This is a genomic window from Pseudoxanthomonas jiangsuensis (assembly GCF_010093185.1).
Taxonomy (GTDB): Bacteria; Pseudomonadota; Gammaproteobacteria; order Xanthomonadales; family Xanthomonadaceae; genus Pseudoxanthomonas; species Pseudoxanthomonas jiangsuensis.
Genome location: NZ_PDWL01000010.1, coordinates 19,208 through 35,581 on the forward strand (window position 1 = coordinate 19,208; position 16,374 = coordinate 35,581).

A 16,374-nucleotide genomic window follows, 5' to 3' on the forward strand; every position below is an offset into this window, starting at 1 on the left:
GTGGACGCGCTGCAGTGGAACATCCACCTGGCCAACTACTACGCCGCCATCGAGAAGGTGGCGGTGGTGGTGGCGGTGCTGATCCTGATCTCCAGCCTCGACGACTTGTTCATCGACGCCTGGTACTGGATCCGCGAGAGCTGGCGCACGCTGACCCTCAAGCGCCGCCGCGACTACCGCCCGCTCACGGCCGAGGACCTGCAGCGCCGCCCCGAGCAGCCGCTGGCGATCATGGTGCCGGCGTGGCTGGAGTACGACGTCATCGCGCAGATGATCGAGAACATGGTCGACGTGATGGACTACCGCCACTACGTCGTGTTCGTCGGCACCTATCCCAACGACGTGCGCACCATCGCCGAGGTCGAGCGCATGCGCCGGCGCTACCGCCGCCTGCAGAGGGTGGAGGTGCCGCACCACGGCCCGACCAGCAAGGCCGACTGCCTGAACTGGGTGATCCAGGCGATCTTCGCCTACGAGCAGCGCCACGACGTCGAATTCGCCGGCGTGGTCCTGCACGACAGCGAGGACGTGCTGCACCCCCTGGAGCTGAAGTTCTTCAACTACCTGCTGCCGCGCAAGGACATGATCCAGCTGCCGGTGACCTCGCTCGACCGCGAGTGGTTCGAGCTGGTGGCCGGCACCTACATGGACGAGTTCGCCGAGTGGCACGCCAAGGACCTGGTGGTGCGCGAGAGCGTGTCGGGGATGGTGCCCTCGGCCGGCGTCGGCACCTGCTTCTCGCGCAAGGCGCTGCTGGCATTGTGCGAGCAGACCCGGAACCAGCCGTTCAACACCGACAGCCTGACCGAGGACTACGACATCGGCGCGCGCCTGGCGGCGATGGGCATGCAGTCGATCTTCGCCCGCTTCCCGGTCCAGTTTCGGGTGCGGCGTGCGTCCTGGTTCGGCTGGGGCCCGGTGCGCGAGCGCACCCTGCGCATGGCCCTGTGCGTGCGCGAGTACTTCCCCGACAACTTCCGCGCCGCTTACCGGCAGAAGGCGCGCTGGACCCTGGGCATCGGCCTGCAGAGCTGGGAGACCCTGGGCTGGCGCGGACCGCTGTCGACCAAGTACCTGCTGTTCCGCGACCGCAAGGGCATCGTCACCTCGTTCGTGAGCATCATCGCCTACGTCCTGTTCCTGCAGTTCCTGCTGTTCTGGCTGTTGGAGGCGCTGGGGGTGTGGACCCTGCGCTTCCCGACCGTGTTCCAGGCCGGGACCTGGCCGATGGCGGTGGCGCTGTTCACCACCGGCGCGCTGGCGATGCGGGTGGTGCAGCGCTTCTACTTCGTCAACCGGCTGTACGGCTGGGAGCACGCGGTCATGTCGGTGCCGCGGATGGTGGTCGGCAACATGGTCAACTGCATGGCCGCCGCACGCGCCTGGAAGATCTTTCTGCAGTACCTGCTGTTCGGCAAGCGCATGGCCTGGGACAAGACCATGCACGACTTCCCCTCGCAGGACCAGCTGGTCCACACCCGGCGCCGGCTGGGCGAACTGCTGGCCCTGTGGCAGGCGGTGGAGCCGGACAAGATCGAGCGCGCGCTGGAGGAACAGCAGGCCGGTAAGCCGCAGCCGCTGGGCCGGATCCTGCTCTCGCACGGCTGGCTGGACGACGAGACCCTGGCCGAGGCGATCGCCTACCAGTACGACCTGCCGCGCGCCGAGCTCGGCCAGGGCTGGCTGCAGGACCCCGGCCGTCCGGCGCTGGACGAAGATCTGTGCGTGGCCTGGCGCGTCCTGCCGCTGCCTTCGCCCGAAGAAGAACTGCACCTGGCCGTGGGCAGCCCGCTGACCGACGAGGCGCTCGCCGAACTGTCCGCCGCCGCCGGCCGTACACGCGTGCGCCAGCACGTGGCCCGCGAGAGCGAGATCAGCGCCGGTCTGCGCCAGCTGCGCGGCGGCCAGCCCTTGCCCGGCGATACCCCTCTGCTCGGCGACCTGCTGGTGGAGCTGGGCCTGGTGCGGCAGGCCGGCTTCCAGCACGCCATGTCGGCCTACCGCCCGCAACGCGACGGCCGCATCGGCGAATACCTGGTGCGCCAGGGCGTGGCCAGCCACGAGGCGATCGCCCAGGCGGTGGAGGAGCAGCGTCGCCGTGCGCAGGCCGCACCCGCCACGGTGCTGCAGGCATGAACATCCAGCCCACGCTGTTGGCCTATGCCTTGCTGGCGATCCTGGCCGCCCCGGTGCAGGCCCGCGCCCAGGATGCCGATGGAGAGCTGCCGCTGAGCGGCGCGGCTTACCGCATCGCCGAGCAGGCCTATGCCGCCTATGCGCGCGGCGACTACGCGCAGGCGGCCGAACAGGCGCGCGAGGCGGTGCGCCTGCGTCCGGACGTGGCCCGGCTGCACGCCTTGCTGGCCAGCGCCGAGCAGGCCGCGCGCGGTGCCGCACCTGCGTCCGTGCCCGGGCGGGCCGCGGCCACGGAGCGCCCGCCTGCGGCGTCGCCGCGCCCGCAGCCCATCGACTGGAACACGCGCCTGCACCGGCTGCAGGCGGCTGGCGACTGGTCGCAGGCCTGGCGCACGGTCGAGCGCGCGCTGGCCGAGCGCCCGGGCGATGCGGGCCTGCGTGCGCGCCGCATCGACATCGGCCAGCAACTGGCGACCGCGGCCTTGCGCCGGGCCTGGGCGGCCGAGACCCGCGGCGACGCCGCGGCAGCGGAGGTCGCGGTGGACGAGGCGCTGGGCTATGCGCCCGGGTTGCCGGCCGCGCATCTGCTGCGGCTGCGGCAGGTGCTGCTGCGCGAAGGTGCGTCGCAGGACGCGCTCGATGCCGCACAGACCGCGACCGCACAGGCCGGCACCAGCGCCGACGGCTGGCTGGCACTGGCTGGCCTGCTGCACGCGCAGGGTGACGCCGCGGCTGCGCAGAAGACCCTGCGCGACGGCCTGGAATGGGTGCCGGAGGAGGCCCGGCCGCGCCTGCGCCTGGCCCTGGCCGAAGCGCTGCTGGCCGAAGGCCGGACCGGAGATGCCCGCCAGTTGCTGCAGCCTTCGCCGGCGAACGATGCCGCTGCGGACGAGCATCTGCGGCTGGCGGATGCGATCGAGGCCGGCCGCTTCGATCCGGCTTTGCTGCGTGCACTGCCGGCCGAGGTACCGCAGGTCGCCTGCGGCGAAGACGCGTTCGGCATCCATTGCGGCGTGCAGCCTTCTGCGCCGCTCTCCCATCTTTTGGCCGCGCAGGCGCAGCGCCTCGCGTCCGACCGGCCGCAGGCGGCGCTGGCCCTGTTCGACGCCGCCGCGCTGGCGGCGCAGGACGGCGACGGCGGCTACCGCGCGCAGGCCGCCGCCCTGCGCGCCGACCAGGCCTACCGTGCCCTGGCCGCCGACCAGCCGGCGCAGGCGCTGGCGATCATCGATGCGCTCGATGCCCAAGGCGCGCTTCCGGACACCATGCTGGCGGACGCGGCCTATACCGCCCTGCGGCTGGAGGTGCGCGACCGGGCCGCGGCCTGGTTCCGCCGCAGCCTGGACGCAGCCGATGCCGGCCGGGTGGAACTGGCGCCGCAGCCGCGCTTCCAGGTCCGCCGCGCGCTGGCCGAACTGGACAGGGACCGCGGCTTCATCGCTTCCTTCAGCTACCGCGGCGACAGCACCCTGGCCGGCCTCGGCGGCGCGCGCCTGCCGGGCGACAACCTGCAGCTGGGCTGGGAGGGCTATCTGCGGCCGCAGGCGCTGCAAAGCCAGGGTCGCTATGTCGAATTCCACGCCCGCCTAACCGGCAACGCCTGGAGCCAGGACGGCGCGGCGACCGGCGGCGACAGCCTGCAGGCCGCCTTCGGCGCGCGCGCGCGGCCGCTGCGCAGCCAGAACCTGGTGCTGGCGGTGGAGCGGCTGCAGCATGTGGGCGATGCGGCGATCGACGACTGGCTGCTGCGCGCGGCCTGGTCGCACAGCCATGGCACCGACCTGCGGGCGGACGTGCCGGCGTGGTGGAGCAGCCAGCTCTACGCCGAGGCCGGGCGCTACCTCGACCACGGCTGGACCTACGCCATCGGCGAATGGCAGGGCGGGCGAAGCTGGCATCGCGGCGGCGGCACTGTGGTCACTCCGCACCTGGCGGTGGTGGCTGAGCACAACCAGGCCTTCTCCCGGGCCGATGCCTTCGGCGCCGGCCCGGGCTTGAACCTGCGCCAGTGGTTCCGCCAGGATCATTACCTCGCCCCGCGCTCCTGGCTGGAACTGTCGCTGCAATACCGGTTGCGGCTGGGCGGCGAGGCGCGCGCGGAGGGCTGGTTCATCCGCGGTACGGTCAACTATTGATCCCTCCCGGCTCCGTAGCGTCGATGCCTGTTTCCCTCCCTACCGCGGCCCTGCTGCGCGGCTGCCTGCTGGCGGCCTGCGCCCTGGGCGCCGATCCTGCAGTAGCCGCGGGCGGTGCCGCCCGCATCGACGGCGTGTTCTGGCAGCCCGACGCTCAGACCCTGCGCCCGCATGGAGACTGGCATCGGCTGGGCGCGCATACCCTGGTCGTGCAGTGGACCCAGGCCGGCGAGCACGGCTTCGTCGCCGGCTGCGGCACCCCGCCGTCCGAGGCCGCCCTGCCGGACTGGGAGCGGATCGCACGCGAGCCGTGGGCGCGGCAGGTGATCCTCGGCCTGGCCGGCGACTACGACGAAACCCGCGCGCGCGGCGGTCTGGCCGTGCTGGGCGAGCGCGCCCGCTGCCTGGTCGAGCACGCGCCGCCGGTCAAGGTGGCGGCCTGGTATTTCCCGGTCGAAATCGACCCGGGCTGGACCGACGCGCCGGCCATGGCCGCGCAGCTGCAGGCATTGCCGCGTCCTTTGTGGGTGAGCGTGTACGACAACCACAACGTCGGCGGTCGCGCGCTGGCGGCCTGGTTGCGGGAGTGGTTGCCCGCGGACGTGGGCGTGCTGTTCCAGGACGGGGTCGGCCTGCACACCCGCGAACCGCAGGTCGCCGCCGGATACCTCGAAGAACTGCGCGCGGCGCTGGGACACAGGCGCGTGCGCCTGATCGTGGAAGCGTTCCGGCCCGATCCGGCGGGCGGCTTCCGCCCTGCCACGGCGCCGGAACTGGCGGCGCAGCTGCGCGCCTATCCGGGCGAGCGCGTGTTCCTGTTCGAGGGGCCGCACTACCTGGACCCGGCGGCGGTCGAAGCCCTGCGCCGCGAACTGCGCGGCCGGCGCTGACCGGCACCGCCCGCCGCGGGCGCCCACGGCCGCCCTGTTAAAGTCTGCGCATTCCCCGAGGAGTCCGCGCATCCCCGTGAGCGACCTGCCCATCGTGCTGCTGCCGCTCGCCGCCGACGAGGACGCGCTGGATGCCTGCCTGGCGGCGCTGGACGCCGCCACCCCCGCCGGCACCCCGGTGTGGCTGGCCGACGATGCCCAGGCCGGGCCGCGCGGGATCGCCATCGTCGAGCGCTGGCTGCAACGCACCCGGCTGCGCGCCGAGTACACCCGGCGCACTCAGCCGATTGGCCAGGCCGCGCATCTGCAGGAGATGCTGCAGGCCTGCGGCCCGGCCGACGTGGTGGTCCTGGCCGCCGACGCCCAGCCCCTGCCGGGCTGGCTGGCGCAGCTGGCCGCCTGCCTGGCGCGCGACGCCTCGATCGCCACCGCCACGCCCTGGTGCAACGCCGGCGAGGCCGCCGCCTGGCCGCGGCTGGGAGAAATCTCGCCGCCGCCGGCCGACCCGATGCTGACCGCGCAGGCCTGCGCGGCGATGGCGCCGCAGCATCCGGAACTGCCGGCCGCGATCGGCCACGCGGTGGCCCTGCGCGGCAGCGCCCGCCTGCGCGCCGGCGGCCTGGACACGGCCAGCTTCGGCTCCTGGTATGCGGCCCTGATCGACCTGTCCCTGCGCCTGGCCGGGCTGGGCTGGCGCAACGCCCTGTGCGAGACCGCGTTCGTGGCCCGCGGCGGCGAGGGCGGGGCCGCCGACGGCGACCTCGACGTGCTGGCCGCGCGCTGGCCGGCCTGGCATTCGCGCCTGGCCGATTTCCTGATGCGCGACCCTTTGCACGAACAGCGCCGGCAGCTGCAGGACCTGCACGCGCGCCTGCGCGACAACCCGCAGGACGACCTGTTCGCCGCGCCGGCCACGGAGCCGGCGGCATGAGCGCCGGGGGCGGACACGTGGAAGGCGGCGAGGGCATCGCCGCGGTGGTGGTCAGCTACCGCAGCGCCTCGACCCTGGACGAATGCCTGGTCCGGCTGCGCGCCGCCCGCGGCGTGGAGCAGATCCGGGTCGTGGACAACGGCTCGGATGACGGCAGCCTGGAAATCCTGCAGCGGCACGCGCTGGCCGATCCACGCCTGCGCTTCATCGCCAATCCCGACAATCCCGGCTTCGCGGTGGCCTGCAACCAGGGCGCGGCCGACAGCGACGCGCCCTGGCTGGCCTTCGTCAACCCGGACCTGCAGGTGAGGCCGGACTCGCTGCACCGGCTGCGCGGGCATGCGCTGGCACTGGGCGGCCAGGCCCTGGTCGGCGCCGACCTGCATGGCGCCGACGGCTTGCGCGACGGCGCGGCGCGGCGCCGCGATCCGGACTTCGCGGCGATGCTGCGGCACCCGGCCGCCGGCGCGCGCCTGGACGTGGCCATGGATCCGGGCCGGCCTTTGCAACCCTTGGACGCGGTGTCCGGCGCGCTGATGCTGATGCCGCGCGAACTGTTCGTGCGCATCGGCGGCTTCGACCAGGGCTATCGCCTGCACGCCGAGGACCTGGACCTGTGCCGGCGTGCGCGCCAGGCCGGAGCGGTGGTGGCGGTGGCCAACGACGTACCGGTGCTGCACGTCCGCGGCGTGTCCAGCCGTTCGCGGCCGCTGTTCGTGGAATGGCACAAGCACCGCGGACTGTGGCGCTACTTCCGCAAGTTCGAGGCCGCGCGCCGCGGCCCGGCCACGCGCGCGGCGGTGTTCGCGGCGATCTGGGCGCATTTCGCCGCCCGCCTGCCGCGCGTGCTGGCGCCGCACTGAACCCGCCAGTCCCTCCGGAGGCGACCATGCCGATCATTCCCTCGCTGCTCGACACCGACCTGTACAAGTTCACGATGATGCAGGCGGTGCTGCACCAGCATCCCGGCGCCCAGGTCGAGTACCTGTTCCGCTGCCGCTCGGCGGACGTGGACCTGGTGCCGTTCCTGGGCGAGATCTCCGAGCAGATCGACGCCCTGTGCGCCCTGCGGATGCGGCCGGAGGAACTGGACTACCTGCGCGGTCTGCGCTTCCTCAAGCCGGACTTCGTCGACTTCCTCGGCCTGTTCCACTTCGACCGCAAGTACGTGCGGCTGCGCGCCCACCCGGCCGAGGCGGGCGGGATCGAACTACGCCTGCGCGGCCCCTGGCTGCACACCATCCTGTTCGAGGTGCCCTTGCTGGCGATCGTCAGCGAGGTCTGGATGCGCGGCACCTACGGCCCGCCCGACCGCGAGGAGGGCCTGCGCCGGTTGCGGGCCAAGGCCGCGCGGCTGCGCGAGGCGGTGGGCTTCGAGGACTGCGTGCTGACCGACTTCGGCACCCGCCGCCGCTGGTCGCACGCCTGGCACGGCGAGGTCCTGCCGCACCTGCGCGCCGAGCTGGGCGAGCATTTCGTCGGCACCTCGAACGTGCACTTCGCCCGCCTGCTGGGCCTGGTGCCGCAGGGGACCATGGCCCACGAGTGGCTGCAGGCGCACCAGGCGCTGGGCCCGCGCCTGCGCGACTCCCAGGTGGCCGCGTTCGACAACTGGGCGCGCGAGTACCGCGGCGACCTCGGCATCGCCCTGACCGACACCATCGGCCTGGAGGCGTTCCTGCGCGACTTCGACCTGTTCTTCTGCAAACTGTTCGACGGCATGCGCCACGACTCCGGCGACCCGTTCGAGTGGGGCGAGCGGATGGTGGCGCACCTGCAGGCCAACCGGGTCGATCCGCGCTCCAAGACCTTCGTCTTCAGCGATGGCCTGGACATCGACAAGGTGATGGCGCTGTACGCGCGTTTCCGCGGCCGCGCCCGGATGTCGTTCGGGGTCGGGACCAACCTGACCAACGACCTGGGGCCCAAGCCCTTGCAGATCGTGCTGAAGATGGTCCGCTGCAACGGCCAGCCGGTGGCCAAGCTCAGCGACACCCCCGGCAAGACCATGGTCGACGACCCCGGCTACCTGGCCTACCTGCGCCAGGTCTTCGGCGTGCCGGCGCCCTGAGCGCGGGGAAGGCGGCCGGTAAGGCTATGCTGGCGCCGGCCGCTTCCGGCGCACAGGCGAGTTCCCGCATGGCACGCATCCTCGGCATTTCCGGCAGCCTGCGCACCGGCTCGTTCAACACCGCCCTTTTGCGCGCCGCGCAGGCGCTGCAGGTGCAGGGCGTGGAACTGGAACTGGCCACCCTGCACGGCATCCCGCTGTACGACGGCGACCTCGAGCAGGGCGAAGGCGAGCCGCCCGCGGTGGCCGCGCTCAAGGCGCGCGTGCTCGCCTGCGACGGCCTGCTGCTGGCCACGCCCGAGTACAACAACGGCATCCCCGGGGTGTTCAAGAACGCGATCGACTGGCTCTCGCGCCCGCCGGCCGAGGCGCCCGCGGTGTTCGGCGGGCGGCCGGTGGCCCTGGTCGGCGCCTCGCCTGGCGGCTTCGGCACGATACTGGCGCAGGACGCCTGGCTGCCGGTGCTGCGCACGCTGGGCATCCGCTTCTGGTCGCAGGGCCGGCTGATGGTGTCGCGCGCCGGGCAAGCCTTCGATGCCCAGGGCGCGCTGGTCGACGAGCGCACGACGGCGCAGCTGGCGGCGTTCCTGGCCGGCTACCGCGATTTCATCGACGGCTGAGCGGGCCTGCGCGGTCCAGCGCTGTCAGTGGCAGCCCGCCCCGAGAACGCCATGGGAGGGATCGCAGGTCCGGTCCTGCCCCGCCGATCGCCATGAACGATTTTTTCACTGCCGCCGTCGTCAGCCGCGACAACGATTGGTTCCCGTCGACACGGTCTCGATCCAGTACTGCTGCGGATGGTTTTCCGGCAAATGCCGGGCTCCGGGTAATTGCCTGATTGAAAGGGCGTTACCGATCGTCCTGGATCGCATGAATACGCGGCTGGCAAAACGTCCCCTCCCATTCGCCAGCGAATTGCCTCCCGGTGTCATCGGACCTCTTGTTTTCAATGGCGCAACGTTGCAGGGGCAACTGTAAAAAATGTGTTGCGCTGCACGGTGACACCCCGGATTTGTGCGTGCTATTCCTATTTCGAAGCGATCTGATAGCGCTATCAGATAGGACGCCATGGATACCGGCCCGGTTGCCGGACGACGCAGGGGGCGGATCCATGGGCATGGCCTACTGCTGCGGATGATCGGGTCGAGGTTTCGCCGGAAGGAATGAAAGCCGGCGGTCCGGAAGGGCTTTCCGCATTCCGGACGACTTGCAGGTTGCGGCCTGCGAATGCCCCGAGAGGGGCGGATGGATCCATCAATCGAAGTACAAAGGGGAGGGTCACGAACATGAGTTTTTGCAGTTGTCGATGTCCAGCGCTGTCGAAAGACGCGACCGCGGCCGGTGCCGCGGCGTGCGCCGTAGATGACGCGCCCACCCACGTCCAACTCCAGTGCTGAGGACTATCGAATGAATCACAAGCTCAAGCGTTTCCGCTCGAAGGCGATGTTCACCATCGTCGGCGGCATGGTCATCATCAACCCGGCGTTCGCCCAGGACGCGCAAACCTCGACCGAGGCGACCAACCTCGACACCGTGGTGGTCAGCGGTCTGCGGCAGAGCCTCAACCAGGCGATGAACATCAAGCGCGATTCGGCCGGCGTGGTCGACGCGATCAGCGCCGAGGACATCGGCAAGTTCCCGGACACCAACCTGGCCGAATCGCTGCAGCGCATCACCGGCATCTCGATCGAGCGCCGCGACGGCGAAGGCGCGCAGATCACCGCGCGCGGCTTCGGCCCGCAGTTCAACCTGGTCACCCTCAACGGCCGCCAGGTCCCCGGCGCCGACGCGTTCGGCGCGGCGGGCCAGGTGCCGATCGGCGGCGTCGACGCCGGTACCCGCGCGTTCAACTTCGCCCAGCTGGCCTCCGAGGCGATCAGCGGCATCGAGGTCTACAAGACCGGCCAGGCCCACGTGCCCAGCGGCGGCATCGGCGCCACGATCAACATCCTCACCGATCGTCCGCTGAACCACCGCGGTGGCGAAGTGGTTGCCAGCGCCGGCGTCAAGGCCGTTTCCGATGACTCCCAGCTCTTCGGCAGCGACATCACCCCGGAAGTGTCGGGCGTGTTCAGCTACGCGAGCCCGGACAAGGTCTGGGGTATCGGCCTGAGCGCCAGCTACCAGAAGCGCCACGGCGGTTCGGTGCAGGCCACCGAAAACAACTGGAACATCGCCCGCTGGAACGGCGGTGCCGGCGTCCTGCGTCCGGGCGGCACCATCGTCAATGCGCCGGAGATCGGCCAGCTGTATGCCTTGCCCAACGATCTGCGCTACGCCTTCGCAGACTTCCAGCGCGAGCGCACCAACGGCCAGGCGGTGCTGCAGTTCGCGCCGACCGACGCCATCACCCTGACCCTGGACTACACCTACGCCAACAACGAGATCCAGGAAGACCGCGGCGAGCAGACCCAGTGGCTGCAGCAGGGCAGCTTCACCCACATGGAGTTCGACGGCAATGAAGTGGCCACCCCGGTCTACCTGCGCGAGATCGTGGAGACCAAGGACTTCGGCTACGAGCAGCAGCGCAACATGCAGCGCTACACCCTGGACTCGATCGGGTTCAACGCCGACTGGCAGGTGAGCGACCGTTTCCGCCTGGCGTTCGACGCGCACAACACCACCTCGGAGAGCCGTCCCAACGACCCGGCCACCGGTGGCAGCGCCACCTACTTCAGCGTGGCCGGCACCAACAACTGCACCAGCGGCCCGTACTGCGGTGGCGCCTGGTCGCAGGAGATGTACTTCAACAGCGGCCTGCCGATCGCCGCCCGCAGCTGGTATCCGTCGATGGCCGCCGCCGCCGCCGGCACCAACGGCGTGCTCAACCCGGACTTCCCGGTCGAGCAGATCGGCAGCCAGGTGTTGCGCGTCAACGCCGTGCGTCAGGAAACCGAGGTCAAGCAGGCCCGCCTCGACGGCATCCTGGACTTCGATGAAGGCCGCTTCCAGTTCGGCGTGGACTCCTCGAAGGTCTCGATGATCCGCCGTCAGGCCTCGGAGCAGTACAACACCCTCGGCGACTGGAGCGCGGCCAACACCGGCAACGAGCCGGGCCTCTACCCGTTGCTGCAGGCGACCAACTACGCCGGCCTGTTCGATGACTTCAGCGGCGCCGGTGCTCCGACCGGCGGCTGGCGCGGCAGCGCCACCGCGGGCGGCCTGTGGGCGGCCGACGCCTACGGCGCCAACTTCAGCGTCAACCCGATCCTGGCCGCGGACAACCGCATCGAGGAGAAGACCAATTCGGCGTACATGCAGCTGGATCTGGACGGCACTCTGGGCGGCTTGAGCACCCATACCCGGTTCGGCATCCGCTACGAGAAGACCGACCTGGTCTCGACCTCGGCGGTCGCCGTGCCGCAGTCGCTGGTGTGGACCTCCAACAACGACTCGCGGATCGACCGCACCAGCGACACCCTGCCGTTCTCCGAGAAGCACAGCTACAGCTACATCCTGCCGAACCTGGACTTCAGCATCGACCTGACCGCCGACCTGAAGGCCCGTGCCTCGGTGAGCCAGAGCATCGCGCGCGCGCCGTACGGCAACCTGTACGCCGGCCCGGGCCCGAACACCTTCACCGGTTCGGTGCTGGTGAACGAGACCTACCGTGCGACCGGCACCGCCAACACGCCGACCCTGGACCCGATCGAGTCCGACAACCTCGACCTGGCCCTGGAGTGGTACTTCGCCGATGCCAGCTACGTCTCGCTGACCTACTGGAACAAGCGGGTCGACAACTTCATCGGCAACACGGTGGTCCGCGAGAGCCTGTACGGCCTGACCGATCCGACCTCCGGTCCGGATGCGCAGGCGGCACTGGCGTTCCTGCAGAGCTCGGCATGCGCGGCGCAGGTGACCGCGGCGGGCAACGACCCGAGCTCGGCCTGCACGGCCGACAACACCGCCCTGTTCACCGCGCTTGCGATGTACCGCAATGCCGGCGCCACCGGCGGCCTGGCGGCCTACAACGGCAGCGGCGCCCAGGCGCTGGCGATGGAGAACGCCTACGACCTGGTCGGCGAGGCGGACGATCCGCTGTACATGTTCAACGTCGCCCGGCCGATCAATCAGGAGTCGTCCAAGCTGCACGGCTGGGAAGTCGGCGGCCAGTACTTCTTCGGCGACACCGGCTTCGGCGTGTATGCCAACTACACCATCGTCGATGGTGACGTAGGCATCGACAACGCCGGCGATCCGGGCGTCGACCAGTTCGCGCTGCTCGGCCTGAGCGACACCGCCAACCTGATGCTGATGTACGAGAAGTTCGGCTGGTCGGCACGTCTGGCCTGGAACTGGCGCGACGAGTACCTGATCCTGTCCAACCAGGGCGGCAGCCGCAACCCGTACTACGTCGAGGACTACGACCAGATCGACCTGAGCGTGAGCTACGCGTTCAACGACAAGTGGTCGGTCGGCGTCGAGGCGATCAACTTGACCGGCGAGGACGTGCGCTGGCACGCCCGCGACGTCAAGCAGATCGTGCGACTGCTCGACCAGAGCCCGCGCTACACCTTGGGCGTGCGTTACAAGTTCTAAGGTTTCACCGCAACACGGAAGGGGCCGCTGCCATGGCAGCGGCCCCTTTCTTTCCGCTCCGCAAAGGTGCATAACATTCCACGGACTGCAGCTCGAAGACGTTAGACCAATGGCCCGATACGAAACGCTGGACAATGTTGCCCACAAGGATCTGCGGGTCGTCACCCGCTTCGGTGCCGAGTTCGGCGATGCGATGGGCATGGTGCCCGCCTTCCCGACCGAGTACGCCGAGTTGCAGCGCGAATACCCGATCTTCTTCCGCAAGGATCCCACCAGCGGCCAGTTCCAGTCGGTCGCTTTGCTCGGATTCGACAAGGAGGAGAACCTGTTTCTGCAGGGAGACCGCTGGAGCGCCGGCTACCTTCCCGGCGTGATCGCGCGCGGCCCGTTCCTGATCGGCTTCCAGGAGCAGCAGGTGGACGGCCAGCTGCGCCGCGAGCCGGTCATCCACGTCGACATGGAACACGCCCGCGTGGGCCAGGGCGAGGGCGAGCACGTATTCCTGCCGCAGGGAGGAAACAGTCCGTACCTGCAGCACATCATCACCATCCTGCGCGGCATCAACGACGGCGTGGAAGCCGGCCGGGTGATGTTCGCCGCGCTCGACAGGCTGGAGCTGATCCAGCCGATCAGCCTGGACGTGCGCTTCGACGCGACCCACAGTGTCAACCTGACCGGGCTGTACGGGATCGACCGCGACCGCCTGGCCGCGCTTGATGCCGAGGCCCTGCATGGGCTGCATCGCGACGGTTGGCTCGAAGGCGTCTACCTGATCCTGGCGTCGCTGAACAACATGCGCCGGCTGATCGCCGAGAAGCAGCGCCGGCTGCGCGAGCAGCCCGAGACCGCCGGCGCGGGCGAGCGCAGCAACTGAACCGTGGCCCCGCAACCGGCCAGCATCCGTGTCCTTGAGGGCTGCCGGGGCGATGCGCTGCCGCTGGCCGAGTTGCTGGACGCCGCGGTGCCGACCGTACTCAAGGGCCTGGCCGGCGACTGGGGCCTGGTGCGGGCCGGAAGGAACGGCACGCAGGCGGCCATGGATTATCTCAAGTCGCATTCCAGCGGCCGCCCGGTGCAGTATTCCTACGGCAGTCCGGAGGTGGGCGGACGGCCGTTCTACAACGACGACCTGAGTGCGCTGAACTGCGAGGTCCGCCGCGGCGGGCTCGACCAGGTCCTGGACGAGATCGCCGCGCATCTGGACGAGCCACGGCCGCCCACCTACTACGTTGCGTCCCAGCAGGTCGACGCCTGCCTGCCGGCGATGCGCGCGGACAACGACCTGGACTTCGCCGCGCACGGCATCCAGGCGCCGCCGAGCGTCTGGATCGGCAACCGGGTGACCGCCTCGTGCCATTACGATGCGCCCAACAACATCGCCGTGTGCGGCGTCGGACGCCGCCGCTTCACCCTGTTCCCGCCGGACCAGATCGGCAACCTCTATCCCGGCCCGCTGGACCCGACGCCCGGCGGCCAGGCGGTCAGCGTGGTCGATTTCGCCCGCCCGGACTTCGAGCGCTTCCCGCGCTTCGCCGATGCCCTGCCGAATGCGCAGGTCGCGGTGCTGGAGCCGGGCGACGCGATCTTCATCCCGAGCATGTGGTGGCACCACGTCGAGGGCCTGGAAGCGTTCAACGTCCTGGTTAATTACTGGTGGATGAGCATGCCGGCCTGGGTGCCCACGCCGATGCACGCCCTCTACCTGGCGATGTGGTCGTTGCGCGACCGGCCCGAGCGCGAGAAGCAGGCCTGGCGCGAGGTGTTCGAGTACTACGTGTTCGGCCCGGCCGGCCGCGCCGGCGAGCACCTGCCGGAAGCGGCGCGGGGAATGCTGGCGCCGGTGGACGAAACCCAGGCCCGCCAGTTGCGGGCGATGCTGCTGGCCCGGCTCAACCGCTGAGGCCGTCACGCGACAACGGCATGGCGGCCTCCGGATGCGCCGCCATGGCCACCGGTCCGCCGACGCGGGCCACGCATCCGGCAACCGCGGCCGCCGGCCGCACGCTTTCGGTACGCAATCGGGGAGGGGACGTGGTGGAAACGGAGAAGGGCAGGATCCGCAAGGTCGTGATCGCCGGGGGTGGTACCGCGGGCTGGGTGACGGCGTGCGCGCTGACCCACCAGTTTCGCGACCTGCTCGACATCACCCTGGTCGAGTCGGAGCAGGTCGGCACCGTCGGCGTGGGCGAGTCCACGATCCCGACCATCCGCACATTCCACAAGCTGCTGCAGATCGACGAGCGCGAGTTCCTCAGCTCGGTCGCCGGCAGCTTCAAGCTGGCGATCTCGTTCGAGAACTGGATCCGCCCGGGTTCGCGCTACATCCATCCGTTCGGCACCACCGGCGTGAACACCTGGTCGTGCGACTTCCACCAGTTCTGGCTGGAGAGCCGCCGCCGCGGCATGCAGAGCGAACTGGGCGACTACTGCCTGGAGACCGTCGCCGCGCGCCAGGACCGCTTCGCCCTGTTCAATACCGGCCAGAACCCCCAGCAGTGGTCGATGCGCTGGACCCAAGGGGCCACGGCGATGGAGCGCAAGGATGTGAGCTATGCCTACCACTTCGACGCCGGGCTGTACGCCGCGTTCATGCGCGTCAAGTGCGAGGGCCGCGGGCTCAAGCGCATCGAGGGCAAGATCGCCCAGGTACGCCAGGATCCGGACAGCGGCTACGTGCGGTCGCTGGTGCTGGAGGACGGGCAGGTCATCGAGGGCGACCTGTTCATCGACTGCACCGGCGCGCGCGCGCTGCTGAGCGAGCAGGCGCTGCACACCGGCTACGAGGACTGGAACCACTGGCTGCCCAGCAACCGCGCGGTGGCGCTGCAGACCGAAGCCGATGGACCGGCCGTGCCGTACACGCGCGCGATCGCGCACGAGGCCGGCTGGCACTGGAAGATCTCGCTCCAGCACCGTATCGGGTGCGGCATCGTGTTTTCCGATGCGCACATGTCCGACGACGAGGCGACCGCCAAACTGCTGGCCGAGAACCCGTCCAAGCCGTTGCGCGACCCGTGGATCATCCCGTTCCGCACCGGGCGCCGGCGCAAGGCCTGGAACAAGAACGTGATCGCGCTCGGCCTGGCGAGCGGCTTCATCGAGCCGCTGGAGTCCACCAGCATCCACCTGACCCTGAGCGCGGTCACCCGCCTGGTGCAGTTCTTCCCGTCCGAGGGCATCAGCCAGGCGGCGGTGGACCGGTTCAACCAGGTCAGCCGCGAGGAGCTGGAGCACGTGCGCGACTTCGTCGTGATGCATTACCACCTCAACCAGCGCGATGAGCCCCTGTGGAAGCAGTGCCGCGAAATGGAACTGCCGCCGGGCCTGGCCGAGCGCATCCAGGTGTTCCGCGAGACTGGCTACGCGTGGCAAGGAGAAGACGAGCTGTTCCGCATCGACTCCTGGACCCATTGCATGCTAGGCCAGGGCGTGATGCCCCGCAGCCACCATCCGCTGACCCGCGCGCTGTCGGACAGCGATCTCAAGCGCCTGCTCGAGCGCGTGCGCGAACCAATCGATGCCGCCGTGGCGGCCATGCCCAGCCAGGAGCAGTTCATCGACAGCTACTGCAAGGCGCCACCCTCGGCCTGGGAGCAGATGTACGCACGCGCCCGCCAGCATGAGCGGGTGACCGGCAAGGTCGCGGGCGTCGGCGGAGGCCTGACCCAGTGA

11 protein-coding genes are annotated in these 16,374 nt (G+C 70.1%); all 11 read left to right on the top strand.

Annotation, left to right across the window (positions count from 1 at the left end; genetic code table 11):
- The 11 genes from CSC62_RS07905 to CSC62_RS07955 all read left to right on the top strand — a co-directional run bounded on the left by CSC62_RS07905 (position 1) and on the right by CSC62_RS07955 (position 16,374).
- A complete protein-coding gene (locus CSC62_RS07905; RefSeq protein WP_162405638.1) occupies positions 1–2,136 on the top strand; it encodes a glycosyl transferase family protein in 2,136 nt (711 codons plus the stop codon).
- Positions 2,133–4,271 carry an NfrA family protein gene (locus CSC62_RS07910; RefSeq protein WP_162405639.1) on the top strand — a complete coding sequence of 713 codons (2,139 nt, stop codon included), beginning with the start codon at positions 2,133–2,135 and terminating at the stop codon, positions 4,269–4,271. Before CSC62_RS07905 ends, CSC62_RS07910 begins: the two co-directional genes overlap by 4 nt.
- Before the next feature lie 23 nt (positions 4,272–4,294).
- Entirely contained in the window at positions 4,295–5,161 is an 867-nt protein-coding gene (locus tag CSC62_RS07915; protein ID WP_211368951.1) for an alpha-amylase family protein, read from the top strand.
- 76 nt (positions 5,162–5,237) lie between these two features.
- Positions 5,238–6,092 (top strand): glycosyltransferase, encoded by an 855-nt coding sequence (locus CSC62_RS07920; RefSeq protein ID WP_211368952.1) that lies wholly within the window; start codon positions 5,238–5,240, stop codon positions 6,090–6,092.
- A complete protein-coding gene (locus CSC62_RS07925) occupies positions 6,089–6,955 on the top strand; it encodes a glycosyltransferase family 2 protein (protein ID WP_162405640.1) in 867 nt (288 codons plus the stop codon). The genes CSC62_RS07920 and CSC62_RS07925 overlap by 4 nt, the downstream gene beginning before the upstream one ends.
- A gap of 26 nt (positions 6,956–6,981) precedes the next feature.
- The gene (gene pncB, locus CSC62_RS07930) at positions 6,982–8,163 is read left to right on the top strand and encodes a nicotinate phosphoribosyltransferase (protein ID WP_162405641.1); all 1,182 of its coding nucleotides are present in this window, start codon (positions 6,982–6,984) and stop codon (positions 8,161–8,163) included.
- Positions 8,164–8,231: 68 nt separating this feature from the next.
- Complete coding sequence (locus CSC62_RS07935; protein ID WP_162405642.1) at positions 8,232–8,783, top strand: NADPH-dependent FMN reductase; 552 nt, start codon at positions 8,232–8,234, stop codon at positions 8,781–8,783.
- 787 nt (positions 8,784–9,570) lie between these two features.
- Positions 9,571–12,702 (top strand): TonB-dependent receptor, encoded by a 3,132-nt coding sequence (locus CSC62_RS07940; RefSeq protein ID WP_162405643.1) that lies wholly within the window; start codon positions 9,571–9,573, stop codon positions 12,700–12,702.
- Positions 12,703–12,811: 109 nt separating this feature from the next.
- Positions 12,812–13,576 (top strand): SapC family protein, encoded by a 765-nt coding sequence (locus CSC62_RS07945; protein ID WP_162405644.1) that lies wholly within the window; start codon positions 12,812–12,814, stop codon positions 13,574–13,576.
- 3 nt (positions 13,577–13,579) lie between these two features.
- Complete coding sequence (locus CSC62_RS07950; protein WP_162405645.1) at positions 13,580–14,602, top strand: cupin-like domain-containing protein; 1,023 nt, start codon at positions 13,580–13,582, stop codon at positions 14,600–14,602.
- A gap of 134 nt (positions 14,603–14,736) precedes the next feature.
- Positions 14,737–16,374, top strand: coding sequence for a tryptophan halogenase family protein (locus tag CSC62_RS07955; RefSeq protein WP_246194288.1), 1,638 nt, complete (start codon positions 14,737–14,739; stop codon positions 16,372–16,374).